Origin of the sequence: Streptomyces botrytidirepellens (assembly GCF_003721215.1) — a bacterium.
Taxonomy (GTDB): domain Bacteria; phylum Actinomycetota; class Actinomycetes; order Streptomycetales; family Streptomycetaceae; genus Streptomyces; species Streptomyces himastatinicus.
Genome location: NZ_RIBZ01000317.1, coordinates 1 through 24,614, shown reverse-complemented (window position 1 = coordinate 24,614; position 24,614 = coordinate 1). Strand labels below are relative to the sequence as shown.

At 73.3% G+C, this 24,614-nt stretch carries 23 protein-coding genes; 13 read left to right on the top strand and 10 right to left on the bottom strand.

Annotated features, from left to right (window positions below):
- Nucleotides 1-138: 138 nt before the first annotated feature.
- Nucleotides 139-897, top strand: coding sequence for a sulfite exporter TauE/SafE family protein (locus EEJ42_RS27430; RefSeq protein ID WP_123103973.1), 759 nt, complete (start codon nucleotides 139-141; stop codon nucleotides 895-897).
- Between the two features lie 6 nt (nucleotides 898-903).
- Here EEJ42_RS27430 and EEJ42_RS27425 read toward each other — a convergent pair whose 3' ends face one another.
- Both EEJ42_RS27425 and EEJ42_RS27420 read right to left on the bottom strand, forming a co-directional pair.
- Nucleotides 904-1,776 (bottom strand): NAD(P)H-binding protein, encoded by an 873-nt coding sequence (locus EEJ42_RS27425; RefSeq protein ID WP_123103971.1) that lies wholly within the window; start codon nucleotides 1,774-1,776, stop codon nucleotides 904-906.
- Nucleotides 1,769-2,194: a nuclear transport factor 2 family protein gene (locus tag EEJ42_RS27420; RefSeq protein WP_123103969.1), complete on the bottom strand. Its 426-nt coding sequence runs from the start codon at nucleotides 2,192-2,194 to the stop codon at nucleotides 1,769-1,771. Before EEJ42_RS27420 ends, EEJ42_RS27425 begins: the two co-directional genes overlap by 8 nt.
- A gap of 94 nt (nucleotides 2,195-2,288) precedes the next feature.
- On the opposite strand from EEJ42_RS27420, the gene EEJ42_RS27415 reads away from it, so the two are divergent.
- The 4 genes from EEJ42_RS27415 to EEJ42_RS27400 all read left to right on the top strand — a co-directional run bounded on the left by EEJ42_RS27415 (nucleotide 2,289) and on the right by EEJ42_RS27400 (nucleotide 7,332).
- On the top strand, nucleotides 2,289-2,930 hold the full coding sequence (locus tag EEJ42_RS27415; protein WP_123103967.1) for a TetR/AcrR family transcriptional regulator: 642 nt from the start codon (nucleotides 2,289-2,291) through the stop codon (nucleotides 2,928-2,930).
- 143 nt (nucleotides 2,931-3,073) lie between these two features.
- Nucleotides 3,074-3,928: a caspase family protein gene (locus tag EEJ42_RS27410; RefSeq protein WP_123103965.1), complete on the top strand. Its 855-nt coding sequence runs from the start codon at nucleotides 3,074-3,076 to the stop codon at nucleotides 3,926-3,928.
- A gap of 88 nt (nucleotides 3,929-4,016) precedes the next feature.
- The gene (locus EEJ42_RS27405) at nucleotides 4,017-6,146 is read left to right on the top strand and encodes a SpoIIE family protein phosphatase (protein WP_123103963.1); all 2,130 of its coding nucleotides are present in this window, start codon (nucleotides 4,017-4,019) and stop codon (nucleotides 6,144-6,146) included.
- 46 nt (nucleotides 6,147-6,192) lie between these two features.
- Nucleotides 6,193-7,332 carry an asparaginase gene (locus tag EEJ42_RS27400; RefSeq protein WP_123103961.1) on the top strand — a complete coding sequence of 380 codons (1,140 nt, stop codon included), beginning with the start codon at nucleotides 6,193-6,195 and terminating at the stop codon, nucleotides 7,330-7,332.
- A gap of 2 nt (nucleotides 7,333-7,334) precedes the next feature.
- Here EEJ42_RS27400 and EEJ42_RS27395 read toward each other — a convergent pair whose 3' ends face one another.
- Nucleotides 7,335-8,321 carry a GlxA family transcriptional regulator gene (locus EEJ42_RS27395; RefSeq protein WP_123103959.1) on the bottom strand — a complete coding sequence of 329 codons (987 nt, stop codon included), beginning with the start codon at nucleotides 8,319-8,321 and terminating at the stop codon, nucleotides 7,335-7,337.
- Between the two features lie 28 nt (nucleotides 8,322-8,349).
- Nucleotides 8,350-9,354: a non-homologous end-joining DNA ligase gene (gene ligD, locus EEJ42_RS27390; protein ID WP_123103957.1), complete on the bottom strand. Its 1,005-nt coding sequence runs from the start codon at nucleotides 9,352-9,354 to the stop codon at nucleotides 8,350-8,352.
- A gap of 80 nt (nucleotides 9,355-9,434) precedes the next feature.
- On the opposite strand from ligD, the gene EEJ42_RS27385 reads away from it, so the two are divergent.
- Complete coding sequence (locus tag EEJ42_RS27385; protein ID WP_123103955.1) at nucleotides 9,435-10,496, top strand: ATP-dependent DNA ligase; 1,062 nt, start codon at nucleotides 9,435-9,437, stop codon at nucleotides 10,494-10,496.
- 4 nt (nucleotides 10,497-10,500) lie between these two features.
- Here EEJ42_RS27385 and EEJ42_RS27380 read toward each other — a convergent pair whose 3' ends face one another.
- Both EEJ42_RS27380 and EEJ42_RS27375 read right to left on the bottom strand, forming a co-directional pair.
- Nucleotides 10,501-11,163, bottom strand: coding sequence for a dienelactone hydrolase family protein (locus EEJ42_RS27380; RefSeq protein WP_123103953.1), 663 nt, complete (start codon nucleotides 11,161-11,163; stop codon nucleotides 10,501-10,503).
- Nucleotides 11,164-11,204: 41 nt separating this feature from the next.
- Nucleotides 11,205-11,990 (bottom strand): SigB/SigF/SigG family RNA polymerase sigma factor, encoded by a 786-nt coding sequence (locus EEJ42_RS27375; RefSeq protein WP_123103979.1) that lies wholly within the window; start codon nucleotides 11,988-11,990, stop codon nucleotides 11,205-11,207.
- Nucleotides 11,991-12,224: 234 nt separating this feature from the next.
- Here EEJ42_RS27375 and EEJ42_RS27370 point away from each other — a divergent pair, with 234 nt between their 5' ends.
- Nucleotides 12,225-12,812 (top strand): HhH-GPD-type base excision DNA repair protein, encoded by a 588-nt coding sequence (locus EEJ42_RS27370; protein WP_123103951.1) that lies wholly within the window; start codon nucleotides 12,225-12,227, stop codon nucleotides 12,810-12,812.
- An 18-nt stretch (nucleotides 12,813-12,830) separates the two neighbouring features.
- Here the strand turns inward: EEJ42_RS27370 and EEJ42_RS27365 are convergent, their stop codons facing one another.
- From EEJ42_RS27365 to EEJ42_RS53175, 4 genes are all read right to left on the bottom strand, one after another.
- Entirely contained in the window at nucleotides 12,831-13,799 is a 969-nt protein-coding gene (locus EEJ42_RS27365; RefSeq protein ID WP_123103977.1) for an alpha/beta hydrolase, read from the bottom strand.
- A gap of 673 nt (nucleotides 13,800-14,472) precedes the next feature.
- Nucleotides 14,473-15,258, bottom strand: a complete 786-nt coding sequence (locus tag EEJ42_RS27360; protein ID WP_123103949.1) for a DeoR/GlpR family DNA-binding transcription regulator — start codon at nucleotides 15,256-15,258, stop codon at nucleotides 14,473-14,475.
- Nucleotides 15,259-15,307: 49 nt separating this feature from the next.
- Nucleotides 15,308-16,336 (bottom strand): 4-hydroxythreonine-4-phosphate dehydrogenase PdxA, encoded by a 1,029-nt coding sequence (pdxA, locus tag EEJ42_RS27355; protein WP_123103947.1) that lies wholly within the window; start codon nucleotides 16,334-16,336, stop codon nucleotides 15,308-15,310.
- Nucleotides 16,333-18,069, bottom strand: coding sequence for a four-carbon acid sugar kinase family protein (locus EEJ42_RS53175; protein WP_246097425.1), 1,737 nt, complete (start codon nucleotides 18,067-18,069; stop codon nucleotides 16,333-16,335). The genes pdxA and EEJ42_RS53175 overlap by 4 nt, the downstream gene beginning before the upstream one ends.
- A 249-nt stretch (nucleotides 18,070-18,318) precedes the next feature.
- Between EEJ42_RS53175 and EEJ42_RS27340 the strand changes: the two genes are divergently transcribed.
- Genes EEJ42_RS27340 through EEJ42_RS27315 form a run of 6 tightly spaced genes read left to right on the top strand, consistent with a single transcriptional unit; the run spans nucleotide 18,319 to nucleotide 24,561 of the window.
- The gene (locus tag EEJ42_RS27340) at nucleotides 18,319-19,923 is read left to right on the top strand and encodes an ABC transporter substrate-binding protein (RefSeq protein WP_123103946.1); all 1,605 of its coding nucleotides are present in this window, start codon (nucleotides 18,319-18,321) and stop codon (nucleotides 19,921-19,923) included.
- Between the two features lie 3 nt (nucleotides 19,924-19,926).
- Nucleotides 19,927-20,856, top strand: a complete 930-nt coding sequence (locus EEJ42_RS27335; RefSeq protein WP_123103945.1) for an ABC transporter permease — start codon at nucleotides 19,927-19,929, stop codon at nucleotides 20,854-20,856.
- A 3-nt stretch (nucleotides 20,857-20,859) separates the two neighbouring features.
- On the top strand, nucleotides 20,860-21,804 hold the full coding sequence (locus EEJ42_RS27330; protein ID WP_123103944.1) for an ABC transporter permease: 945 nt from the start codon (nucleotides 20,860-20,862) through the stop codon (nucleotides 21,802-21,804).
- Complete coding sequence (locus EEJ42_RS27325) at nucleotides 21,804-22,676, top strand: ABC transporter ATP-binding protein (RefSeq protein ID WP_123103943.1); 873 nt, start codon at nucleotides 21,804-21,806, stop codon at nucleotides 22,674-22,676. Before EEJ42_RS27330 ends, EEJ42_RS27325 begins: the two co-directional genes overlap by 1 nt.
- Nucleotides 22,673-23,545, top strand: coding sequence for an ATP-binding cassette domain-containing protein (locus tag EEJ42_RS27320; protein WP_123103942.1), 873 nt, complete (start codon nucleotides 22,673-22,675; stop codon nucleotides 23,543-23,545). The genes EEJ42_RS27325 and EEJ42_RS27320 overlap by 4 nt, the downstream gene beginning before the upstream one ends.
- Nucleotides 23,542-24,561 (top strand): aldo/keto reductase, encoded by a 1,020-nt coding sequence (locus EEJ42_RS27315; RefSeq protein ID WP_123103941.1) that lies wholly within the window; start codon nucleotides 23,542-23,544, stop codon nucleotides 24,559-24,561. Before EEJ42_RS27320 ends, EEJ42_RS27315 begins: the two co-directional genes overlap by 4 nt.
- Nucleotides 24,562-24,614 lie beyond the last annotated feature (53 nt).

Here is a 24,614-nt window from a genome sequence, read left to right as displayed (position 1 = left end):
AGCCAGAAGTCACACTCAGGCCAACGGACGCCCTTCGCCATGGTCGCGGCCAGCCCAGACATCGGACTCATTCATCTAGGGGGCTCAGCGCCACCCCGCCGTATCCGCGCAGGTGGGGACGTAGCATCGTGTCGTGGCATGAACACCATCGCCCTCTGGGAACTGGCCGCGCTCGCCGGCGCGGCCCTGCTCGTCGGCTTCTCGAAGACCGCCGTCAGCGGGGCCAACACGGTCAGCCTCGCCATCTTCGCGGCCGTACTGCCCGCCCGTGAGTCGACGGGGGTGCTGCTGCCGCTGCTCATCGTCGGCGATGTGCTCGCCGTCTTCACCTACCGGCGGCACGCCCACTGGGCCACCCTGTGGCGGCTGCTTCCCGCGGTCGCCGTCGGCGTGGTGGCGGGCTGGGTGTTCATGCTGTGGGCCGACGACGCGGCGGTGCGCGTGTCGATCGGCGCGATCCTGCTGTTCATGGCCGGCGTCACGGTGTGGCGGCGGCGCTCGGGGGCGGACGCGGCGGCCGCCCAGCCTGCCGGTGGCACCGGCGGCCGGGCCAAGGCCGGTTCGTACGGGGCGCTCGGCGGGTTCACCACCATGGTCGCCAACGCGGGCGGCCCGGTGATGTCCCTCTATCTGATCTCCTCCGGCTTCCAGAAGCTCGGCTTCCTGGGCACCTCGGCCTGGTTCTTCTTCATCGTGAACGTGTGCAAGGTGCCCTTCAGCGTCAATCTCGGCCTGATCGACGGCCACTCCCTGCTGCTGGACGCGGGTCTCGCGCTCTTCGTGATACCCGGCGCCATCCTCGGCAAGGCGTGCGTCGACCGGATCGACCAGCTGCTCTTCGAGCGGCTGGTGATCGCGGCGACCGTGCTGGGCGGATTGCAGCTGCTGCTGCGCTGAAACTCCCTAGGCCCAAGCCGCCCGGTGGGCCGTCGCGAAGTCGCGGAACGACCGGGGCTCGCGGCCGGTGACCCGGAGGACCGTGTCCGTCGTACGGTCCTCCGCGCCGCCCCGGATGTCCTCGTCCAGGCCCGCCAGCACCGCCGCGAACTCCCGCGGCATCCCCGCCTCCGCCAGCCGCTCCCGCAACGCCCCGGGCGTCACCGTGACATGGCTGACCCGGCGTCCGGAGACCTCGGCCACGATGCGTGCCGCGTCGGCGTAGCCGATCGCCTCCGGGCCGGTGATGACGTGGTCCGTGTTGTGCGGGCGGTCGTCCAGCAGGGCCCGGACGGCGACGGCGGCGATGTCGTCCGCGTCGACGAAGCCGACCCGGCCGTCACCGGTCGCGGTGACGATCCGGCCGTCGCCGCGGATGGCATGGGCCACCGCGTGGTCGCCGGTGAAGTTCTGCATGAACCACGACGGCCGCAGCACCGCCCACTCGGGCACCGTGTCCCGTACGAGCCGGTGCAGCGCGCCCAGGCCCGGCGCGTCGGCGGGGATCGCGGAGGAGCTGAGCAGCACCACCCGCCGTACGCCCCGGTCGAGCGCGGCGGCCAGGAACGGTTCGACCACGGGCACCGGGTCGGCCTCGCCGACGGGGGCGACCAGATAGACCCGCTCCACCCCGGTCAGCGCGGCGGCATGGGTGGCCGGGTCGTACCAGTCGAAGCGCACCCCGTCCGCGCCCGTCTCCGGTCCGGGCCGCCGGGCGGCCGCCCGGACCGCCGCGCCGCGCTCCCGCAAGCGCTGTACGACGCGCGAGCCGGTGTTCCCGGTCGCGCCGGTGACCAGCACGGTGGGTTCAGCGGTGGTTCCGGTCGTGGGCTCAGGCATCGGTCCGGCCTCCCTCGGCGCCGAAGGTCAGTCCGTCGTTCAGCATGAGCGGATTCCAGTAGTCCCGGTACGAGACGATCTCGCCTCCGGCGACGGTGATGACGGCGACGTAGTCGATCCGGAGCGGGCGGCCGGTGGGGACGGCGACGGCCTCCATCGTGAACTCCACGATCAGGACGCCGGGGTCCGCGGTCCGGTGCACGGTCTCCTGGGCGACGGCCCGCAGATCGATGTGGTCGGTGTAGTCGCGCACGTAGTCCCACACCGCCGCGCGCCCCTCCAGCCTGCGCGGCCATCCGGGCGGGGCGAACGGGAACTCCATGGTGCCGTCCTCGGCCCACAGATCCGCGAACCCCCGCATGTCGTGGGCGAGCAGGAGCTCCTTCATCCGCTCGTACACCCTGACGCGTTCGTCCATGAGGCTTCCCTTTCACTGAATGGACGGGACGGTACCGTCCCGTCCACACTGTAAACAGAACGGTACCGTCCCGTCCATCTGCTAGGCTCGGCCCATGCCGGAACCCTCCCGCTCCACCTCGCCCACCCGGCGCGCCCCGAGCGGCGCCGCCACGCTGCGCCCGGCCAAGACCGAGGCCATCCGCGCGGCCGTCCTCGACGAACTCGCCGAACAGGGCTACGGGCGGCTGTCGATGGAGGCCGTCGCCAAGCGGGCTGGGGTCGGCAAGAGCGCGCTGTACCGGCGGTGGCCCTCCAAGCAGCAGATGGTCATCGACGTCGCGTCCGAGCTGAGCGTCGCGATGGTCGACCTGCCCGACTCCGGGTCGCTGCGCGGCGACGTGCTCGCCGCGCTGCGGGCGGTCGCCGACTGGCTGACCCATCCGCGGTTCAGCCGGATCATCCCGGACCTGATCGTCGAGGCGCGCCGGGACGAGGCGCTGGCGGAGGCGCTCGCCGTCGGCATCGGCGCGCCGCGCCGCGCCCGCGCCGTCGTCCTGCTGGACCGGGCGGTGGAGCGCGGTGAGCTGCCGCCGGACACGGACCGCGAGCTGGCGCTCGACCTGCTCGCCGCGCCGGTCTACTGGCGTATCGCGGTGCGGGGCATGCCGCCCGAGCCCGGCTATCTGGAGCGCACCGCCGACCTCGTCGTGCACGCCCTGTCGTTCCGCCCCGCGACCCGGGGCACGGGGGAGTAGTTCCCCGGCCTCGCCCCCCGTATGGGCCCGGAAAACAGGGCGGGGCGGGGGAGGGGCCCGCATCATCCTGGGGAGGGCGATCCGTCGCCCGCGGGGCGGCCGCGCCGCGCACTCGCCGACCGACCGTCACCCGAGGAGCCCCCATGCCCATCGGTCTCTCCGTGCACATCGGACTCAACCAGGTCGACCTCTTGGCGTACGACGGCTGGAGCGGTGAGCTGACCGCCTGCGAGCAGGACGCGACCGACATGGCCCGGCTCGCCGGTGCCGCGGGCTTCGAGGTCACCGGCCCGCTGCTGGGCGGCGCCGCCACCGCCGAGGCGGTCACCTCCGCGCTGGAGACCGCGGCCGGGCGGCTGGCCGAGGGCGACATCCTCTTCCTCACCTACTCCGGCCACGGCGGTCAGGTGCCCGACCTCAACCACGACGAGACCGGCGACCGGCTGGACGGGACCTGGGCGCTGTACGACCGCCAGCTGGTCGACGACGAGCTGTTCGCGCTGTTCGGCAAGTTCGCCAAGGGCGTACGGATCTGGATGCTCTCCGACAGCTGCCACAGCGGTAGGGTCGCCCGGCGGCTGCCCGAGGTGCTCAGCGCGGGTGAACTCGGCCGCCGCTTCGACACCGACGACCCCCGCGAGGTCGGCAGGAGGCTGCGTGCCATGCCCCAGCCCGTGCAGTCCGCGGTCTACGCACGCGACCGCGACCTCTACGACCGGATCCAGAAGTCCTGCACCGCCAAGGACCTCGCGAAGATCGACGCCAGCGTGCTGCACATCTCCGGCTGCCAGGACAACCAGACCTCCGCCGACGGCACCGTCAACGGGCTGTTCACCGGCACCCTGCTGGAGGTGTGGCGGGGCGGCGTGTTCTCGGGCAGCTACCGCGCGCTGCACCGGGAGATCGTCAGGAGGATGCCCCCGGACCAGACCCCCCATCTGGTCATGGCCGGAGCCGAGCGCCCGGACTTCGCCCGGCAGCGCCCGTTCACCATCTGACCGTGCCCGCATCCCCCATCGGTGGTGCGCCGGTGCGCGGGGCGAGGTATGACAGAGGGAGGGCACGGCGAGCCGGTGAGGTGCCGGTATGACGACGCATGACCGTCTTGACCAGGACTGCGAGGCGGACCCGACGGGTGGGGACGGCCTGACCACCGTCGCGGGCGGGGTGCTCGACCTCCTGCGGGTCGCCGCCGTGGTGCTCGACGCCGACGGCCGCATCACCCTGTGGAGCCCCGAGGCGGAGCTGCTGTTCGGCTTCTCCGCGGCCGAGGCCCTCGGGCGCCGCTCGGACCATCTGCTCGTCCGCCCGGAGGACCGGCGGGCGGCCAGGGACCTGTTCGCCCGGGTCCGGGCGGGCGACACCTGGGCGGGCGTCTTTCCCGTCCGGCGCCGGGACGGCACCACGGTGCGCGTCGAGTTCCACACCATGGGCCTCCACGACAGCCACGGCGACGCGTACGCCCTCGGGCTGGCGGCCGACGAGGCGACCGTACGGCGGGTCGAGACCGATCTGGCCGTATCGGGCCTGCTGATCGAGCAGTCGCCCGTCGGGCTCGCGGTCTTCGACACCGAGCTGCGGTGGCTGCGCGCCAACCCGGCGCTCCAGAGCATGAACGGCATGCCCGAACCCCTGGTGCGCGGGCGCCGGATCAGCGAGATGCTGCCCGGGCTCGACACCGAGGCCATCGAGACCGCCATGCGGCGCGTCCTGGCCACCGGGGAACCGATCCTGGACCACCAGACCATCGGCCGGACCCCCGCCGACCCCGACCACGACCACGCCTGGTCGGAGTCGTACTACCGGCTGGAGGACGCCGGTGGCCGGGTCCTCGGCATCGCCGTCTCCGTCATCGACGTGTCCGCGCGCCACCGGGCGGCCAGCGAGGTCGCCGAGGCGCGCGAGCGGCTGGCCGTCGTCGCCGACGCGGGCGTCCGCATCGGCACCACCCTGGACCTGCGGCAGACCGCCCAGGAACTCGCCGACGTGGCGGTGCCCCGGCTCGCCGACCTCGCGGCCGTCGACGTCCTCGACGCAGTGGTGCACCGCGAACCCGTGGCCCGGGTGCGCAGCGACGGCTCGGCCCGCTTCCGGGCCCTCGCCGTCGCCGCGGGCTACCCCACCGAGGCCGTCCACGCCGCCGATCCGGTCGGCGAGATCGCCCGCTACGGCGCGAACCGCCTGATCGCCCAGTGCGTGCGCGACGGCGCGCCGATCCTGGTGCCCCACACCTCCGAGCAGGACATACGCCGTATCGCGCGCGACGAGGCCGCCGCCGACGTGCTGCGGCGCGAGGGCGTCCACTCCTACATCGCGGCCCCGCTCATCGCCCGCGGCAGCGTGCTCGGCACCCTGAGCCTGCACCGTACGGTCCACAGCAAGCCGTTCGACGAGGACGACCTCACCCTCGCCTGTGAGCTGGCCATGCGCGCCGCCCTCGCCATCGACAACGCCCGGCTGTACGGGCGGGAACGCGACGCCGCGCTCACCCTCCAGCGCAGCCTGCTGTCCCTGCCGCCGCGCGACCTCGACGGCCTGGAGACCGCCTCCCGCTATCTGCCCGCGGTCAGCGCGGCGGGCGGCGACTGGTTCGACGTGCTGCCGATGAAGGACGGCCGGGTCGGCCTGGTCGTCGGGGACGTCATGGGCAAGGGCATCCACGCCGCCGCGATCATGGGACAGCTGCGCACCGCGACCCGTGCCTTCTCCAAGCTCGACCTGCCGCCCGTCGAGCTGCTGCGCCACCTGGACGAGATCACCCAGACCCTGGGGGACTCCATCGCCACCTGCCTGTACGCGGTCTGCGACCCCCGCACCGGGCACTGCGAGCTGTCCACCGCGGGCCATCTGCCGCCGGTCCTGGTCCACCCGGACGGCGACGCCGAGCTGCTGGCCACCCCCAGCGGCGCACCGCTGGGCGTCGGCGGCGTCCCGTTCGCCGCGGTCCACTGCGACCTGGCCGAGGGCGCGGTGCTGGCCCTGTTCACCGACGGTCTGGTGGAGAAGCGGCACGAGTCGCTGGACGTCGGGCTGCACACCCTGGTCCAGCTGCTGCGCCGCCACCACCACGGCCCGCTGGACCGGATCTGCGACCAGGTGCTCGCGGCGCTGCACGGGGCGCCGGACGACGATGTGGCGCTGCTGCTGGCCCGGCTGTGCGGGCGCTCGCCCTCGGCTGCCTCGCCGCCGCCGGGGAAACGTGGTTACGGTGAATAGTCCGCATGTTCGCCTATGACCGCAATGCCACCTTGGGTGGTGCCCCATGCACCGGATCGCCCGCGGTTCCGCCGTCCTGATCACCCTGATCGCCGTCGGCCTCGGCACCCCGGCCGCGGCCCTCGCCGTCGCCGAACGGTCACCGGAGCCGGAGCGCGGACCCGAGCCGCAGGTCGCCGTCATCGGCACCGGCGGCACCATCGCGGGCGTCAGCAAGAGCCGGGTGTCCTTCCAGAGCTACGAATCCGGACAGCTCCCGGTGTCCCGGCTGGTCGAGGACCTCAGACCCGAGGTGAACCGGCTCGCCGACGTCACGACGCGGCAGTTCGGCAACAAGGACTCCAACGACTACTCCCTCCCCGAGTACCGGCGGCTCACCACCGCGGTCGACGACGCGCTGCGCACCAACGACGCGGTCGTCGTCACCACCGGCACGGACACCATGGAGGAGTTCGCGTACTGGCTGGACCTCACCGTCCGCAGCGACAAGCCCGTGGTGCTCACCGGCGCCCTGCGCCCCTGGACGGTCATCGGCTCCGACGGCCCCGCCAACCTCTACAACGCGATCCGCCTCGCCGCCAGCGGCCGCACCACCTGCTTCGGCACCGTCGTCATGCTCAACGACCAGATCCAGGCCGCCCGCGAGGTCCGCAAGGCCGACGCGCTGCGGCTCAACGCCTTCACCAGCGGCAGCAGCGGTGAGCTGGGCGTCGTCGACCAGGACCGCATCCGCATCGACCGGGCCCCGGCGCGCGTCCAGCAGTGCGGCAAGCCGGGCTGGAAGACCCCCTTCGACCTGGACCGCATCGCCCGGCGGCCGCTCCCGAGGGTCGAGATCGCCTACAGCTACCAGGGCGCCGGGCCCGAGGCCGTCAAGGCGTTCGCCGACGCGGGCGCGGCCGGTGTCGTCACCGCGGGCACCGGCGCGGGCGGCCTCTCCCCGGCCATGACGGAGGCCCGCGACGACGCCGTGAAGAACGGAGTCCTGTTCGCGTCCGCCTCCCGCACCGGCTCGGGCGCGGTGTACGACCCGCACGTACGCGGCGTGGTCGGCGCGCAGGACCTGACCCCGCAGAAGGCCCGGATCCTGCTCACGCTGTCGCTGGCGCGGACCCACAACGAGGACCGGGTCCAGCACTGGTTCACCACCCTGGGCACGGAACAGTTCGTGGCCCCCCGGCGGTAGGGCTACTCGCCGCGGAACGTGCAGCGGTACGCGCTCGGGGAGACGCCCAGCGCGTCGCGCAGGTGCATCCTCAGCGACGCCGCCGTGCCGAAGCCCGCCTCCGCCGCCACCTGGTCCACCGGCAGATCCGTCTCCTCCAGCAGCTGGCACGCCCGCTCCACCCGGCGCTGGGTCAGCCATCGCACGGGCGTCATGCCGACCTCCTCCCGGAACCGGCGCGAGAACGTCCGCACGCTCATCGACTCGTGCGCGGCCAGCTCCGCGAGGGTCAGCGGGCGGTCGAGGCGGGTCAGGGCCCAGGCCCGCGCCTCCCGGGTGGAGGAGCCGTGCGGCGCGGGGACGGGGCGGCGGATGAACTGGGCCTGGCCGCCGTCGCGGTGCGGCGCCACCACGGCGCCCCGCGCGACCTCGCCCGCCACCGCGGAGCCGTGGTCGAGCCGGATCAGATGGAGCAGCAGGTCGATGCCGGAGGCGTCCCCGGCGGAGGTGAGGACGTCGCCCTCGTCGGCGTACAGGACGTCCGGGTCCAGCTCGACCGACGGGTACAGCGCCCGGAACTGGTCGGCGGCCTGCCAGTGCGTCGTCGCCCGGCGGCCGTCCAGCAGCCCGGCCGCGGCCAGGACGAACGCGCCGGTGCAGATGGAGGCGATGCGGGTGCCGGGCCGCCGGATGCGGGCGAAGGCGTCGGCCAGCGCGGGGCCGAGACGGCCCTCGGTCTGCGGCTCGTCCTTCTCGTTGGCGGCCGGGACGATCACCGTGTCGGCCTCGGGCAGCGCCTCCGGGCCGTGGGCGACGTTGACGCTGACGTCGGAGTCCGTACGCACCTCACCGGGCACCAGCGCACACGTCACCACCTCGTACAGCGGCTCGCCGGACGCCGAGACGGCCCGGCCGAACAGGCGGTGCGCCATGCCCAGCTCGAACGGCAGCATCCCGTGCCGCACGAGCACGGCCACCCGGTGGCGGTCCGGATGAGTGAAGACAGCCATGCCGCGATTCTCGCACCTGACGCGCGGCTCAGTGCTTGGCCCGGCTCGGCTGCACCCGCTTCGGCTCGCCCTTCATCTTGGGGTGCTCCGGCGGATACGGAAGGTCGCCGAGACCGTGCTCCCGCTCGTCCCGGTCGGCGAGTTCCAGCGCGGCCTCCAGCCGGTACGCGTGCTCGTCCATGTCCGCGTGCACATCGCCCACCTCCCGGTAGCGCACCGGCATGGACGCCAGGTCGAAGTCGCGCGGCCGGGCGTCGGGCACCTCGTCCCAGCGCAGCGGCGCGGAGACCGGGGCGTGCGGCCGGGGGCGTACGGAATAGGCGCTGGCGATGGTGCGGTCGCGCGCGGTCTGGTTGTAATCCACGAAGATCTTCTCGCCGCGCTCCTCCTTCCACCACGCCGTGGTGATCCGCTCCGGCGCCCGCCGCTCCAGCTCGCGCGCGACCGCGATCGCCGAGCGCCGCACCTGGGTGAAGGTCCACTCCGGCACGATGGGCACGAAGACGTGCAGCCCCCGCCCGCCGGAGGTCTTGGGCCAGCCCCGCAGCCCCAGCTCGTCCAGCACTTGGCGCAGCTCGCCCGCGGCCCGCACCGCGTCCCCGTAGTCGGTGCCCGGCTGCGGGTCGAGGTCGATGCGCAGCTCATCGGGGTGCTCGGTGTCGCCGCGCCGCACCGGCCACGGATGGAAGGTCAGACAGCCCAGGTTGGCGGCCCACACCACGGCCGCCGTCTCGGTGGGGCACAGCTCGTCCGCGTACCGCCCGCTGGGGAAGGAGATGCGGCCGGTCGGGATCCAGTCGGGAAGGTTCTTCGGCGCCCGCTTCTGGAAGAACGATTCCCCCGCCACCCCCTCCGGGTAGCGCTCCAGCGTCGTCGGCCGGTCCCGCAGCGCGCGCAGCGCACCGTCGCCGACGGCGAGGTAGTAGCGGGCGAGGTCGAGCTTGGTGAAGCCCCGCTCCGGGAAGTACACCTTCCCGGGGTTGGACAGCCGTACCGTGCGCCCACCGACGTCAAGCTCCACCGTCTCTGCCATACACCAACGCTAGGTCCACTCCGCCCGCTCCACCTCCCGGCGGGCGCGCGGGCCCCGGCGGCCGCACAATCGAAGACATCATGGACCTTCCGGTGATGCCCCCGGTGGCACCGATGCTGGCCAAGTCGGTGGCCACGATCCCGCCCGGCATGCGGTACGAGGCGAAGTGGGACGGCTTCCGGGCCATCGTGTTCCGCGACGGGGACGAGGTCGAGGTCGGCAGCCGCACCGGCAAGCCGCTCACCCGCTACTTCCCCGAACTCGTCGACGCCTTCCGCACCCATCTGCCGCCGCGCTGCGTCCTGGACGGCGAGATCGTCATCGCGCGCGAGGGGCGCCTCGACTTCGACGCCCTCCTGGAGCGCATCCACCCCGCCGACTCCCGGGTGCGGATGCTGGCCCGTACCACCCCGGCGGGCTTCGTCGCGTTCGACCTCCTCGCCCTCGGCGACACCTCGTACATGGACGCGCCCCTCGGCGAGCGCCGCGACGCCCTGACCGAGGCGCTGCGCGAGGCCACCGACCCCGTCTTCACCGCCCCCTGGACCGACGACGTCGACGTGGCCCGGCGGTGGTTCGACCACTACGAGGGCGCCGGGCTCGACGGCATCGTCGCCAAGCGCCCCGACCTCGGCTACCGGCCCGGCGAGCGCGTCATGGTCAAGGTCAAGCACGAGCGGACCGCCGACTGCGTGGTGGCGGGCTTGCGGCTGCACAAGTCCGGACCGGTCGTCGGCTCCCTGCTGCTCGGCCTGCACGACGCCACCGACCGCCTCCAGCACGTCGGCGTCTGCGCCGCGTTCCCGATGCGCCGCCGCCAGGAGCTGATGACCGAACTGGAGCCGCTGCGCATGGAGTCGGTCGAGGGCCACCCGTGGGCCGACTGGGCGCGGGAGGAGGCCCACGCCCAGAGCCGGATGCCGGGCGCGCCCAGCCGCTGGACCGGCGTCAAGGACCTCTCCTGGCTGCCGCTGCGCCCGGAGCGGGTGTGCGAGGTGGCGTACGACCACATGCAGGGCGACCGCTTCCGGCACACGGCCCGGTTCCGGCGCTGGCGGCCCGACCGCGAGCCGGGGGAGTGCACCTACGCACAGCTGGAGGAGCCGGTCTCGTACGACCTGCGCGAGGTACTGGGCGGCTGACCCCCTAGCGCTGGGCGTCGTGCTGCTCGGCCATGCGAACGAACCAGTCCCGCGCCGCCTCCGCCGCCTGTTCCAGCGCCCCGGGCTCCTCGAAGAGATGGGTCGCCCCGGGCACCACATGGACCTCGTGCGGCGCGGCCAGCATCGCGGCGGCCTGCTCGTTCAGCCCCAGCACCTCGTGGTCGTCGCCGCCCACCACCAGCAGCACCGGCGCGCCCACCCGGTTCAGCACCCCGCCCGCCAGGTCCGGGCGCCCGCCCCGGGACACCACGGCCCGCACCCGCTCCGGCCGCTCCGCCGCGGCGGTCAGGGCGGCCGCCGCGCCCGTACTCGCTCCGAACAGGCCCACCGGCAGTCCGCTGGTGCCGGGGTGCCCGGCGAGCCAGTCGACCGCCGCCACCAGCCGCCGTCCCAGCAGCGGGATGTCGAAGCGGTGCTCCGCGGTGATCGCGTCCACCCGCTCCTCGGCGTCGGTGAGCAGGTCGAACAGCAGCGTCGCGAGCCCCGCCCCCTGGAGCACCCCGGCCACCGCGCGGTTGCGCGGGCTGTGCCGGGAACTGCCGCTGCCGTGCGCGAAGGCCACCACGGCCGAAGGGTGTTCGGGAAGGGCCAGATCGCCCACGAGCAGGGCGTCATCCGCGGCGATACGGGCGGTCTCGGAGCGCATCGGCACCTCCTGCCGGGGGAGAACAACGGGGACTACGCGGGCTACGCGTGGGCCAGCAGCCCCTGGCGCAGCTCGCTGTAGAGCCGGGACAGCCTGCGGGATATGTGCATCTGCGAGAAGCCGAGGATCTCGCCGATCTGGCTCTGTGAAAGCCCGGCGAAGAACCGCAGGTAGAGCACGTAGCGGTCCTGTTCGGAGAGGTTCGCGATGAGCACCCGCAGCGACTCCCGGTTGACGACCTGTTCGATCGCGGCGTCGTCCGCGCCGACCGTCTCGGCGAGCAGCCGCTCCTCGGCGCCCTGCACCGCGGCGTTGAGGGACAGAGGGGTGCAGGAGGCGCTCGCCTCCAGACCGGCGCGCACGTCCTCCTGCGGCATGCCGGTGCGGGTGCTGATCTCCCCGATGGTCGGGGTACGGCCGCCCAGCTCCTGTTCCAGCGCGTCGCGCGCCGAGCGGGTGCGGGAGCGGACCTCCTGGATGTTGCGCGGGATGTGCAGCGTCCACAGATAGTCGCGGAAGTGGCGCTTCAGCTCGCCGGTGATGACGGGGATCGCATACGAGGGGAAGGCGTGGCCGAGGTCCGGGTTGTAGCGGTCGACGGCCTTCACCAGGGCCAGCGAGGCGACCTGGGTGAGGTCCTCCATGTTCTCGCCCTTGTTGCGGAAGCGCAGCGCCAGGCGTTTGGCGACCGGCAGCCACTCGCAGATGATCGCCTCGCGCAGCGCGTCGCGCTCCGGTCCGGACGGCAGCCGGGACATGCGCAGAAAGGCGCCGCCGGTGTCGGGGGTGTCGTCATGGCGTCGGCGGCGAGTCGCGGTTGCTGACATGGTCACTCGCCTCCGTGGTCCGATGTCACGGCCTGCCCGCGGCACAGCGGTGAAGCGGTGAGGTCCCGCTCTGGAGAGGGCGATCGGTTGCACGGTCGGTTCTGCGGTCGCAACCAGGCTCGCACGCCCCCCAAGGTCGTGCAATTCGACCAAATCGCCCCACCATTCCTGCATCTTTGGGAGGAATTGTGACCCTGGGAGATTCGGTATCGGAGCGGTGGGTATCCGCCGGGGATGGACGCCACCCTTCGTCTCGCCCAGCAGCCCGAGGCCGACGCCCTGCTCGCGCGCAGCCCCCTCGCCCTCCTGACCGGCATGCTGCTCGATCAGCAGGTGCCCATGGAATGGGCGTTCACCGGCCCGTACACCATCGCGCGGCGGATGGGCGCCGACGACCTGGACGCCCATGAGATCGCCGCGTACGACCCCGAGCGGTTCCCGGAGCTGCTGTCGGAGAAGCCGGCCGTGCACCGCTACCCCGGATCGATGGCCAAGCGGATCCAGCAGCTGTGCCAGTACCTGGTCGAGCACTACGACGGCGACGCGGCCGCCCTGTGGCGCGACGCCCCCACCGGCGCCGAACTCCTCAAGCGGCTGAACGCGCTGCCCGGCTACGGCAAGCAGAAGTCCCAGATCTTCCTGGCCCTGCTCGGCAAGCGGTTCGGGGTGCGGCCCGAGGGCTGGCGCGAGGCGGCGGGGTCGTACGGCGAGGAGGGCTCGTACCGCTCGGTCGCCGACATCACCGGACCCGAGTCGCTCGGCAAGGTGCGCGCCTACAAACAGCAGATGAAGCAGCAGGCCAAGGCGCGCGGCGGGGGCTGAACACCGGGGACACCGGGGTCAGGCCGTGCCGAGCGCGTCGCGCAGGGTGTCCACGGCCAGGGTGAGCGCGGCCCGGGCCGCATGGGTGTCCCGCAGCGCGTCGAGCATCAGGAAGTCATGGATGATGCCCTGCATGCGCAGCGCGGTCACCGGCACCCCGGCGTCACGGAGCTTGTTCGCGTACGCCTCGCCCTCGTCCCGCAGCACATCGGCCTCACCGGTGATGACCAGCGCGGGCGGCAGCCCCTTGAGCTGTCCGGTGTCCGCGCGCAGCGGGGAGGCGGTGATCTCGGCCCGCTGCGCGGGGTCGGTGGTGTACTGGTCCCAGAACCACTTCATGGCCTCGCGGGTCAGGTAGTAGCCGTCGGCGAACTCGTCGTACGAGCCGGTGTCGAAGTTCGCGTCGGTCACCGGGTAGAACAGCACCTGCTGGACGGGGGAGATGTCGCCGCGCTCCTTGGCCAGCAGGGTCAGCGCGGCGGTCATGTTGCCGCCGACCGAGTCCCCGGCCACCGCGAGCCGGTTCGCGTCGAGCCCGGCGCCCTCGCCGTGCGCCACGATCCACTGCCCGACCGCGTAACACTGCTCCAGGGCCACCGGGTAGCGGGCCTCGGGGGAGAGGTCGTACTCGGGGAACACCACGGCCGCGCCGACCCCGACCGCCAGCTCCCGGGCCAGCCGGTCATGCGTGTGCGCATCGCCGAACACCCAGCCCGCGCCGTGCACATAGAGGATCACCGGGAGGGTCCCGGAGACATTCGGCGGACGGATGATCCGCGCCTTCACCCCACCGGCCGGAATCCCGGTGATGCTGATCCACTCCTCGTCCACCTCGGGCTTGGGCACCTCGCCGGACTGGAGCTCGTCGACCGTCCTGCGGCCCTCCGCGGGCGACATCTGGTACAGGTACGGGGGCTTCGCGGTCGCCTCGGCGAACGCGGCGGCTGCGGGCTCCAGGACGGGGCGGGACGGTGCGGTGCGCGGCATCTGCGGCTCCTTGGCGGTCCGGGATCCGGTCCGGGATTCGACCATCTCACCGCGACCGCGCCCGCACGCGTCCGCTTACGCCGGCAGGGGGAGAAGCGTGGTGCGGATCAGGTCAGCGGCCCCGGCGCCGGGGAGGGGTCGGGGACCGGATCGGGGCCCGGGGGATGGGGGACCGGGTCCGGGGACGGGCCCGGAGGCGGNGGGGAGGGGTCGGGGACCGGATCGGGGCCCGGGGGATGGGGGACCGGGTCCGGGGACGGGCCCGGAGGCGGCCCCGGGGTGGGATTCGGCGGTGGCTCCGGCGGGGGCGACGGCACCGGGTCCGGCGGCGGTCCCGGGGGCGGACCGGGCACGGGCCCCGGCGCGGGTCCTGGCTCCGGACCGCCCGGCCCGGGCGACGGGGTCGGGTTCGGCGGCACCGGGTCGTCGGGCTGCGTCGGGTCGGCGGCGGAAATCGGGTTGATGTGCCGTGCCACGGTGTCCTCCAAAAGCTCATGAGACGGTGTGGCCACCTCATATGCGGGGCGGGTGCCCGATCGCTTCCTGCCCACGCATGGCTACGGCGCCGAATGGGGGAAAACCCCCGACGCCATAACGGCCTATTCCATCCTATCCGTTATGGATTGCCCATGGATTGCCGTTTATCGGCGCAATTCGCTATTCCTCGGCGTTTCTATTCGGAATTCCCGTCGTCCGCGATCACGACCTCGACGCCCCCGGCGCGCAGCGCACCGATCTCGTCCGGGTCGGCGCCGCCGTCGGTCACCAAGGTCCAGCCGGGCGGCAGCCGTATCCAGGTGTGGAACGGGCGCCGGCCGACCTTGGCCGCGTGCGCCAGCACGTACACCCGCTCGGCGCGCCGGGCCATCAGCTCCTTCAGCCGGGTCTGGCGCAGATCCGCCTCGCAGATGCCGTGTTCGGCCGTCACCCCGTCGGCGCCCAGGAAGACCCGGTCGAACGTCATGCGCTCCAGCGCCGCCTCGGCGAGCGGGCCCAGGAAGCTCTGGCTCAGCGGCCGGAGCGTACCGCCCAGGCACTCCACCCGCACCGACTCCACGTCGGCCAGCTCCTGGAGCGCGGTGAGCCCGGTCGTGGCCACCGTCAGCCCCTCGGACGTGCGCAGCTCATGGGCGAGGGCGCCGACGGTCGAGCCCGCGTCCAGCAGCACCGTCTCGCCGGTACGGACGGTCGACGCCGCCCAGCGGGCGATGGCCCTCTTCGCCTCGAACGCCTCGCCGGTGCGCTGGCGCAGCGACGCTTCGGGGTGGGCGACCAGGGCCATCGCCCCGCCGTACGTCCGCGCCAGCCGACCGTCGGCGGTCAGCTGGGCGAGGTCACGGCGGATGGTGGACGCGGTGACCCCGAACGTACGGGACAGCTCCTCCACGCTGGCCAGGCCCGTGGTCGTCGCGAGGTGGACGATCTGGTCGCGCCGGGCCCGTGCTCCCTGTACCGGCAATGTCACTCGTCCTTCTCGATCTTCCTCGATCTTCTCGATCACGTGGGCGTCAGCGGGCGGGGGAGGGCGACATCTCGGCGGCCTGCCGCAGCGCCTCGATCATGCTACCGGCGTCGGCCTTGCCGGTACCGGCGATGTCGAACGCGGTGCCGTGGTCGACGGAGGTGCGGATCACGGGGAGGCCGACGGTGAGGTTGACCCCGGCCTCCAGGCCCAGCACCTTGACCGGGCCGTGCCCCTGGTCGTGGTACATGGCCACGATCAGGTCGTAGTCGCCGCGCCCGGCCAGGAAGAAGGCGGTGTCGGCGGGGAGCGGTCCGCGGGCGTCGATGCCGTCCTCGCGCAGCACCTCCAGCGCGGGCACGATCTTCTCCTCTTCCTCGCCGTAGCCGAACAGTCCGTTCTCCCCGGCGTGCGGATTGATGCCGCACACCCCGATCACCGGCTCCGGGGTCCCGGCCCGGACCATCGCGTCGTGGCCGCGGCGCACGGTGCGCTCGACCAGCCCCGGCTCGATCTTGTTGACGGCGTCGATGAGCCCGATGTGGGTGGTGACGTGGATGACCTTCACCGTCGGGGTGGCCAGCATCATCGACACCTCCTCGACCCCGGTCAGATGGGCCAGCAGCTCCGTGTGGCCGGGGAAGACGTGCCCGCCCGCGTGGAGGGCCTCCTTGTTCAGCGGCGCGGTGCAGATGCCCTGCACCTCGCCGTCCAGGGCGAGCCGGGCGGCCGCCCGTACGTACTGGTACGCGGCGTCCCCGGCGACCGCGGACAGCTCGCCCCAGGGCAGCTCGGCGGGCAGCAGCCCGAGGTCGATGACGTTGATCCGGCCCGGGCCGAACTCGGCCTCGGCGGGCGCACCCACCGTGACGATCTCGCACGCGATGTCGCGCAGCCGGGCCGCCTGCCGCAGCCGCTCCGCGTCCCCGATGACCACTGGACGGCAGCGCCGGAGGGTCTCCGGGGCGAGCAGCGCGGGGACGATCACCTCGGGCCCGATGCCCGCGCCGTCGCCCATGGTGACCGCGATGAGCGGGAGCGGGCCGGCGGGGGCGGGGGTGGTGGGTGCGTTCATGAGGTGACCTTCCGTTCGGTCGAGTGGGGGCGCAGCGCCCGGACGATGTGACGCAGGGAATCGGGATCGCCGAAGCTGCCCGGGCGGGTCACGACGGATCGTCCGTCGGGAGTGCGGAGGTGTACGGCGCCGTGGTGCACCTGCCCGACGGGGTCGAGCCGGGTGATCGCGAGCGCGTCCAGCACCCGGCGGGCCGTCTCCCCACCGGTGAGGACGAGGTCGGCCCCGCCGTCGCGCCCCGCGAGCGCGGCGGCGACGGCCCGGGCCAGCCCGTGCACGAGCCGCCGGGCGGGCAGGGGGCCGGTTTCCGGGGCGTTGGCCGGGCTGGTGGGGGTGGTGGCGACCGCGGAGTCGGGCCCGGTTTCGGGCCGGGTTGGCGCCGGGGCGTCGGGCGTGCTGTGGTGCCGTGCTGTGGCGGCCACGGCGGAGGCCGTTCGGCTGGAGGCCGTGCCAACGGCCTCCGGGACGGCGGTCGTTGCGGGGGATATCGCACCGCGCGGCGGACCGGCGGTCGGGGCGATGGTGACGACCGTGACCGGCGCCGTCAGCGGAGGCAGGGCGGCCGCGGGCGGCTCCGACAGCAGGTCGGCCAGGTCGAGCGGGACGTGTACGGCGCCGTCGGCGACCAGTCGGCGCACCTGCTCGACGGCGCCCGGCTCGGCCGTACCGACGACGACCAGCACGGGCCGGTCGACGGTCTCCCCGGCGTCGGCCCGCGGCGCGGTTTCCGCGCGGGGTGCGGTGTCCGCCATCTCTGGGCGCGCTGCCGTATCCGCCTGCGCTGCGGTTTCCCGCCGCGCTGCGGTCTCGGCGCGCCCTGCGGTATCGGCCTGCGGCGCGGTTGCCGTGCGGGGTGCGGTGTCCGCCGTTTCGGGGCGCGCTGCCGTATCCGCCTGCGCTGCGGTGTCCCGCCGCGCTGCGGTTTCGGCGCGCCCTGCGGTATCGGTCCGCGTCGTCGACTCCGCCGCCTCCGGCCGCGCCGCCGTGTCCGGGGCCGCGCGCGCGTCCGCCGTGGCGGGCCAGCCGTTCGCCGCCAGGTGGCGGCCGAGGGCGGTCGCCAGGCCGCCGGTGCCGACCAGGCGTAGCCGGAGGTCGTCGGCGAGCGAGGCCGCGACGATCGCGTCCAGGTCGGCGTCCGTCTCCGCGTCGCAGACCGCCACCCGCCCCGCCGTCACCGCGGCCCGCAGGGCGGACAGCAGGGTGGGCCGCGCGGCGCGTACGGTCGCGAGGGGGATCAGCGCGGTGGGCAGCCCGCCCAGCACGTCGGCCACCGAGGACGGCGGGGTCGTGGCCTCGGCGCGCCAGGCGTCGCCCTCGTGCAGTGCCACCCCGCCGAGGTGCACCACGCCCGCGCGCACCACGCGCCCGGCGACCGGCAGGGCGGGGGCGACGACCACGCCCGGCCCGTCCGCGGCCAGCGCGGCGACCTCGGCGGCCACATTGCCCCGCAGCAGCGAGTCGATCTTCTTCAGGACCAGGGTGTCGCCCGTGGGCGCCAGCCGCAGTGCGCCGCGGACCGCGTCGGCCGCGTCCTCGGCCGGGCAGTGGCGCGAGTCGAGGTCCAGCACCGTCACGGCCCGCGCGTCGGTCGCGGATATCGCCTCGGGACCGGTCGCGGCAGGACCAAGGAGGAGCACCCGACTGCGCGTTGTGCGCGACCTCAGCCCGGCGGCCGTCTCGGCGGCACCGGACAGGTCGTCGGCGATGGCCAGCACCCCGCGGAAGGGCGGCATCTCCACGTACCTCCTTGAATGGCCATGACAGGGGAAGTGATCAGACGTGATCGAACGGGATCAGACGGCGGACACGCGGTCACCGTGGTCTCGATGATGACACACGTTGCGCGAACCGCGCGAGAGGTATTGCGTAAAGCGCGCAGCCATGTCACGGTGACCGCCGCGACACCTTGACCCGTCCGGCCCCCCGGTCCGAGCGGGTCGAGCGAGCCGGTCGCTCGCCTCAGAACCGCCGAGAGGTCAACGATGACCCGTATCCCCCAAGACCCGGACCGCAGCGGTCCGGACGTCCGCGGCCCGGACATCAGCCGCCGGGCCATGCTCCGCCTCGGTGCGGGCGCCTCCGCAGGTCTCGCCCTCGCCCCGCTCGCCGGGTGCGCGGGCCCCACCGGTGGCCCCGGCCCCGGCGCCATCAGCCTGGGGCTGAACCGTTCCCTGGTCAGCCTCGACAACAAGCTCAACCAGTTCGACGCGGCCGTCACCGTGCAGCGGGCGGTCCGCCAGGGCCTGACCCGGATGGGCAAGGGGCTCCTGCCGGAGCTGGTGCTCGCCGACCGCTTCGAGATGACCGAGCCCACCCGCTGGACGGTGCGGCTGCGGGACGGGGTGCGCTACTCCGACGGCAGCCCGGTCACCGTCAAGGACGTGGCGACCGCGCTGAAGATGTACTGGGGCGTCAACGGCTCGTTCATCGTCGGGCTCTTCCCCGAGCGGCCCGCCCTCGAAGCGGTGGACGAGCGCACGTTCTATCTGCACACCAAGCGCCCGGTCCCCATCCTCGACCAGCTGATGGCCAACATCCTCATCAGCCCGGCCGCCAAGAACCGGCCCGAGGAGCTGTCCGGCGGCGTCGGCTCCGGTCCGTACGTGGTCACCTCGGCGAACTCCGGCACCGGCGAATACGCGCTCGCCGCCAACGACCGGTACTGGGGACGGCGCCCCGCCACCCCGGGGGTGCGGGTCCGCTTCGTCCCCGAGGAGTCCAGCCGCGTGGTCTCGCTCCGCAGCGGCGAACTGGACGTCATCGACACCATCACGCCCGACTCGGCCGAGCAGTTGCGCGGGCTGCCCGGGGTGCGCCTGGACCGCACCACCGGCACCCGCGTGAACCAGCTGTTCTTCAACTTCCGCAAGCCCCACGGCCATCCGCTGGCCGACCCGCGGGTGCGCGAGGCGCTGAGCTACGCCATCGACGGGAAGTCCCTCGTCGACGACGTGCTCACCGGATCCGCCCAGCAGGCCGAGGGCGTGGTCCCGCTCGCCCTCAAGGGCGCGATACGCACCGGCGGTTACGTCCACGACCCCGGCAAGGCGCGCAAGCAGCTCGCCGCGCTCGGCCACCGTGACCTCAAGGTGAAGATCATCTGGGAGTCCGGGGAGTTCCCCGGCGACACCTCGGTGATGGAAGCGGTCCTGGAGATGCTGCGCGCCGTCGGAGTCCGCCCGACGCTCCAGCAGTTCGAGCCCGGCGGCGACATCCAGCAGTGGCGGCAGGGCCGCCGCGGCGACTGGGACGTCCTCGGCAACGGCTTCTCCGTCCCCACCGGACACGCCAGCACCAGCCTCCAGGGCATGTACGGCGGCACCCCGGAGAAGGAGAAGACCCGCGACACCTACCAGGGTTACGTCTTCCCGGAGATCGCCGACCGGCTGGCCGACGCCTCCGCCGAAACCGACGAGAAGACGCGGAACGCCAAGCTCGCCGCCGTCCAGAAGGAGATCTGGAACACCCGCCCCTGCCTGTGGGCCTTCGTCCCCGACGTGGTGCTGGCCCGCCGCTCCCGGGTCCGGGACGTGAAGCTCCTCCAGCTCAACTCCTACGACCTCGCCGCCGTGCGCCTGGAGGGCTGAGCCGTGCTGCGCTATCTGATACGCCGCCTTGGCCAGAGCGTCCTGACCATCTTCCTGACCCTCTCCACCGTCTTCGTCCTGGTGCGCATGGCACCCGGCGACCCGGCCGCCGCCCTGGCCGGACCCAACCCCAGCACCGCGGACCTCGCCCGGATCCGTGAACAGTTCGGGCTGGATCAGAGCCTGCTCACCCAGTACGGCGTCTTCCTGCGCGATCTGTTCACCGGCGACCTCGGGACCAGCTACTCCTTCCACGCCCCCGCCTTCGACGTGGTGTTCGACCGGGTCCCCTACACCATCACCCTCGCCTTCTCCGCCATCGTGCTCACCACCGTGGTCGCCGTGCCGCTGGGGGTGTGGATGGCCCGCCGCGCCGACACCAAGCGCGAACTCGGCGCCAATGTGCTGACCATCGCCGGACAGTCCATGCCGGACTTCTGGATCGGCGTCATGCTGCTCACCGTCTTCGCCGTGCTGATGCCGGTCCTGCCCGCCTCCGGCTTCACCACCTGGAGCGGCCTGGTGCTGCCCACCGTCACCGTGGCAACCCTTCAGATGGCGCTCATCTCCCGGCTGGTGCGGCGCGAGATGGTCGCGGCCCTCGGCTCGCCGTACGTCACCACTGCCCGCTCCCGCGGTGTCTCCGAGCGCGCCCTGACCTGGCGTTACGCCATGGGCAACTCCGCCATCCCGGTGCTCACCGCGCTCGGCACCCGGTTCGCCGCGATGCTCAACGGCGTCGTCGTGGTCGAGGTGGTCTTCGGCTGGCCCGGCGTCGGCTCGCTCGTCGTCCGCGCCCTGGAGACCCGCGACTACCCGCTGATCCAGGCGACCGTCCTGGTCACCGCCGCGCTGGCGGTCCTCGTCCAACTCCTCATCGACCTGGCCTACCCGCTGCTCGACCCGCGGGTACGCCTGGGAAAGGCGGCCTGAGACATGAAAGGCGCCCTCGAACCCCCGGCCCCCACCGGATCCCCGGCCCCCGCCGAGGCCACGCCCGCGGTCCGCGCCAGCCGGGTCACCGCCCGCGACCTGGTCCGCGCGACCGCCACCCGGCGCCGCCGCAGCGCGAGCCTCAAGCTGTGGACGGGCACGGTGTGCACCCTGCTGGTGGTGGTGCCCGTCGCCCTCGCGCAGCTGCTGCCGCTGCCCGGCGCGAACGACCAGGACCTCTCCCGGCGCCGGCTCGCCCCGCTGACCGACGGCCATCTCTTCGGCACCGACCAGCTCGGCCGCGACCTGCTCTCCCGGGTGCTGCACGGCGGCCAGGTGTCCCTGTCGATCGGCGTGCTCGCCGTCCTCGTCTCCGGCCTCATCGGCATCGTTGCGGGCGCCGCCGCCGGATACTTCGGCCGCTGGGTCGACGCGATCGTCTCCCGGCTGCTGGAGGCGCAGATGTCGCTGCCGCTGCTCATGATGCTGCTGCTCGTCGTCGCCCTGTTCGGGCCGTCCGTCACCGTCATCACCTGCGTGATCGCCATCGCCCAGTGGCCCGAGGTGGCCCGGCTGACCCGCTCGCTGGTGCTGGTCGAACGCGAGAAGCCGTACGTGGCCGCCGCCCGGGTGCTGGGGCTGCGCCAGATCGCCATCCTGGCCCGCCACATCATCCCCAACATCGTCCGCCAGGCGTCCCTGGTCGTCCTGCTGCTGCTCGCCCAGGCCGTCCTGCTGGAGAGCGCGCTCAGCTACCTCGGCGCCGGACCCCAGCGGCCGTTCGCCACCTGGGGGCGCATCATCTCCGACGGCCAGGACTACATCACCACCTCCTGGTGGCTGGTGACCCTGCCCGGCCTCGTCATCGCGCTGCTGGTGGTCGGGGTCAACCTGCTGGGCGACGGGCTGCGCGACCGTACCCGCCGACGTGCGACGGAGGGCTCCTGATGAGCGACGCGACCAGCAACGCGACGAGCGACCGACAGACCCCGCTGCTGGAGGTCGAGGACTTCCAGATCGAGCTGATCACCGACCGCGGTGTGGTCCGCGCGGTCGACGGCGTCGGCTTCACCCTCGCCGCGGGCGAGACCGTGACCCTCATCGGCGAGTCCGGCTCCGGCAAGTCCACCACCGCGATGGGCCTGCTGCGGCTGCTGCCCGAGGGGCTGGCCGTGCTGTCCGGCACCGCCCGCATCCAGGGCGTCGACGTCGTCGCCGACCCCCGGGCGGCCCGCCGGATCCGCGGCCGCGGCGTCTCCCTCATCCCGCAGGACCCGATGACCGCGCTCAGCCCGGTGCACACCATCGGCCGCCAGCTCGCCGAGGCGCTGCGCATCCGCCACCCGGAGCTGTCCCGCGCCGACGCCCGCGCCCAGGGCATCGAACTGCTCGGCCGGGTACGGATCCCCCGCCCCGAGACCCGGTGGGGCGCCTACCCCCACCAGTTCTCCGGCGGCATGCTCCAGCGCGTCCTCATCGCCATCGCGCTCGCCGCCGAGCCCGAGCTGCTGGTCGCCGACGAGCCGACCTCGGCGCTCGACGTCACCGTCCAGGCGGGCGTGCTCGACCTGCTGATGGAACTCCAGGAGCGCACCGGCATCGGCATGCTCATGATCACCCACGATCTGGGGGTGGCCCGGCTGGTGTCCGATCGCATCCACGTCATGCGCGGCGGCCGCTTCGTGGAATCCGGCCCCGTCGAACAGATCGTGGAACACCCCGCCGAGGCGTACACCCGCGATCTGCTCGCCGCCGTCCCCACCCTGGGCCCCTGGGACGAGACCCCTGCCGCTCCTTCCGCAAAGGAGGCGTCGCTGTGACCACACCCCTGTTGGCCGTCGAGGACCTGGTGGTCGAATACCCGGTCCCGGGCGGCGTGTTCCGCGCGGTGGACGGCGTCGGCTTCACCGTCGCGCCCGGCGGGGCGCTCGCCATCGTCGGCGAGTCCGGCTGCGGCAAGTCCACCATCGCCCGCTCCCTCGTCCGGCTGCTGCGCCCCACCGAGGGACGCATCCTGCTCGACGGCACCGACATCGCGTCGCTGCCCGAGCGGCGGCTGCGGCCGCTGCGGCGCCGGGTGCAGATGGTCTTCCAGGACCCGTACGGCTCGCTGGACCCGCATCTGACCGCCGAGGAGATCGTGGCCGAGCCGCTGCGGCTGGCCGGGATGCGGTCCGCCGCCGATCGCGGCCGCCGGGCCGCCCAGCTGATCGACCAGGTGGGCCTGCCCACCAGCGCCCTCCAGCGCCGCCCCGCCGAGTTCTCCGGCGGCCAGCGCCAGCGGATCGGCATCGCCCGCGCCCTGGCCAGCGGGCCCGACCTGCTCGTCTGCGACGAGGCCACGTCCGCGCTCGACGTCTCCGTACAGGCCCAGGTGCTCCAGCTGCTGCGCGAACTCCAGGCCGAACGGAACCTCGCCTACATCGTCATCTCCCACAACCTCGGAGTGGTCCGCGAGATCAGCTCCGAGGTGGTGGTGATGCGCGGCGGGCGGATCGTCGAATCGGGCCCGACCGCGGACGTGCTCGCCGCGCCCACCGAGCCGTACACCAGGGCGCTGCGGCGCGCGGCGCTCGACCCGGCCACCATGCGGGGACGCAAACCGCGCGCCCTGGTGTCCGCGATCGTGACCGACCAGGACCATGGTCCTGGCCAGGACCCTCACCGAACTTCAGGAGCAACGCAGTGAACGCGCACGCGCAGACCCACACCACCTCCCAGGCGTCGCCCGGCGGGGTGACCGTGCCCGGGGCCCCGGTGCCGCTGTCCCGGCTGGTGCTGGGCACCATGACCTTCGGCGACACGGTGGACCGGGCGGGTGCCGAGGCGATGCTGGACGCAGCGCTCGACGCCGGGGTCACGGGTGTGGACACCGCCAACGCGTACGTCGGGGGCGTCACCGAAACCCTCCTCGCCGAGCTGCTGCCCGGCCGCCGCGACCGGATCGTCCTCGCCACCAAGGCCGGGATGCCGCACGCCGACGCCGGTGAGCACTCCCCGCTGTCCGCGCGCGGCATGCGCGCGGCCCTCGAAGGCAGCCTGCGCCGCCTCGGCACCGACCACGTCGACCTCTTCTACCTCCACCAGCCCGACCGTGCGGCCCCGCTGGAGGAGACGCTGAGCACGGTCGCCGAGTTCGTCGCCGAGGGCAAGGTCCGCGCGCTCGGCGTCTCCAACTACGCCGCCTGGCAGATCGCCGAACTGACCCACACCGCCGACCGGGTGGGCGCCCCGCGCCCGGTGGTGGCGCAGCAGCTGTACAACCTGCTGGCCCGGCGTATCGAGGAGGAGTACCGGGAGTACGCGGCCACCAGTGGCCTGCGCACGATGGTCTACAACCCGCTCGGCGGCGGATTGTTGACGGGACGTCATATCTTCGAGGAGATTCCCGAGTCCGGCCGCTTCGGCGACTCCAAGCTCGCCGCGATGTACCGGCAGCGCTACTGGGACCCCCGCCTCTTCGAGGCGGTCCGCGACCTGGGGCGGATCGCGGACGAGGCGTCCATTCCGCTGACCGACCTGTCGCTGCGGTGGCTGCTGGGCCGCGACGGCGTGGACGCCCTGCTGCTCGGCGGCTCCCGGATCGAGCACCTGCGCGCCAACCTGGCGGCAGCCGCCGCGGGCCCGCTGCCGGAGGACGTGGTGGCGGCGTGCGACGAGGTGGGCGCCCGGCTGAGGGGGCCGATGCCCGCGTACAACAGGTAGCCCCGTGGATTTCCCCACCCCGCCCCTTCCCGAACCGGGGGCTCCGCCCCCGG

Excerpts from the sequence above, each read along its gene's own strand:
- EEJ42_RS27340 (WP_123103946.1), top strand. The coding sequence starts at position 18,319 with ATGACCCGTATCCCCCAAGACCCGGACCGCAGCGGTCCGGACGTCCGC.
- EEJ42_RS27400 (WP_123103961.1), top strand. The coding sequence starts at position 6,193 with ATGCACCGGATCGCCCGCGGTTCCGCCGTCCTGATCACCCTGATCGCC.
- EEJ42_RS27405 (WP_123103963.1), top strand. The coding sequence starts at position 4,017 with ATGACGACGCATGACCGTCTTGACCAGGACTGCGAGGCGGACCCGACG.
- EEJ42_RS27370 (WP_123103951.1), top strand. The coding sequence starts at position 12,225 with ATGGACGCCACCCTTCGTCTCGCCCAGCAGCCCGAGGCCGACGCCCTG.
- EEJ42_RS27420 (WP_123103969.1), bottom strand. The coding sequence starts at position 2,194 with ATGGACGAACGCGTCAGGGTGTACGAGCGGATGAAGGAGCTCCTGCTC.
- EEJ42_RS27330 (WP_123103944.1), top strand. The coding sequence starts at position 20,860 with ATGAAAGGCGCCCTCGAACCCCCGGCCCCCACCGGATCCCCGGCCCCC.
- EEJ42_RS27365 (WP_123103977.1), bottom strand. The coding sequence starts at position 13,799 with ATGCCGCGCACCGCACCGTCCCGCCCCGTCCTGGAGCCCGCAGCCGCC.
- EEJ42_RS53175 (WP_246097425.1), bottom strand. The coding sequence starts at position 18,069 with ATGCCGCCCTTCCGCGGGGTGCTGGCCATCGCCGACGACCTGTCCGGT.
- EEJ42_RS27415 (WP_123103967.1), top strand. The coding sequence starts at position 2,289 with ATGCCGGAACCCTCCCGCTCCACCTCGCCCACCCGGCGCGCCCCGAGC.
- EEJ42_RS27375 (WP_123103979.1), bottom strand. The coding sequence starts at position 11,990 with ATGTCAGCAACCGCGACTCGCCGCCGACGCCATGACGACACCCCCGAC.
- pdxA (WP_123103947.1), bottom strand. The coding sequence starts at position 16,336 with ATGAACGCACCCACCACCCCCGCCCCCGCCGGCCCGCTCCCGCTCATC.
- EEJ42_RS27410 (WP_123103965.1), top strand. The coding sequence starts at position 3,074 with ATGCCCATCGGTCTCTCCGTGCACATCGGACTCAACCAGGTCGACCTC.
- EEJ42_RS27425 (WP_123103971.1), bottom strand. The coding sequence starts at position 1,776 with ATGCCTGAGCCCACGACCGGAACCACCGCTGAACCCACCGTGCTGGTC.
- EEJ42_RS27380 (WP_123103953.1), bottom strand. The coding sequence starts at position 11,163 with ATGCGCTCCGAGACCGCCCGTATCGCCGCGGATGACGCCCTGCTCGTG.
- EEJ42_RS27430 (WP_123103973.1), top strand. The coding sequence starts at position 139 with ATGAACACCATCGCCCTCTGGGAACTGGCCGCGCTCGCCGGCGCGGCC.
- ligD (WP_123103957.1), bottom strand. The coding sequence starts at position 9,354 with ATGGCAGAGACGGTGGAGCTTGACGTCGGTGGGCGCACGGTACGGCTG.
- EEJ42_RS27395 (WP_123103959.1), bottom strand. The coding sequence starts at position 8,321 with ATGGCTGTCTTCACTCATCCGGACCGCCACCGGGTGGCCGTGCTCGTG.
- EEJ42_RS27325 (WP_123103943.1), top strand. The coding sequence starts at position 21,804 with ATGAGCGACGCGACCAGCAACGCGACGAGCGACCGACAGACCCCGCTG.
- EEJ42_RS27385 (WP_123103955.1), top strand. The coding sequence starts at position 9,435 with ATGGACCTTCCGGTGATGCCCCCGGTGGCACCGATGCTGGCCAAGTCG.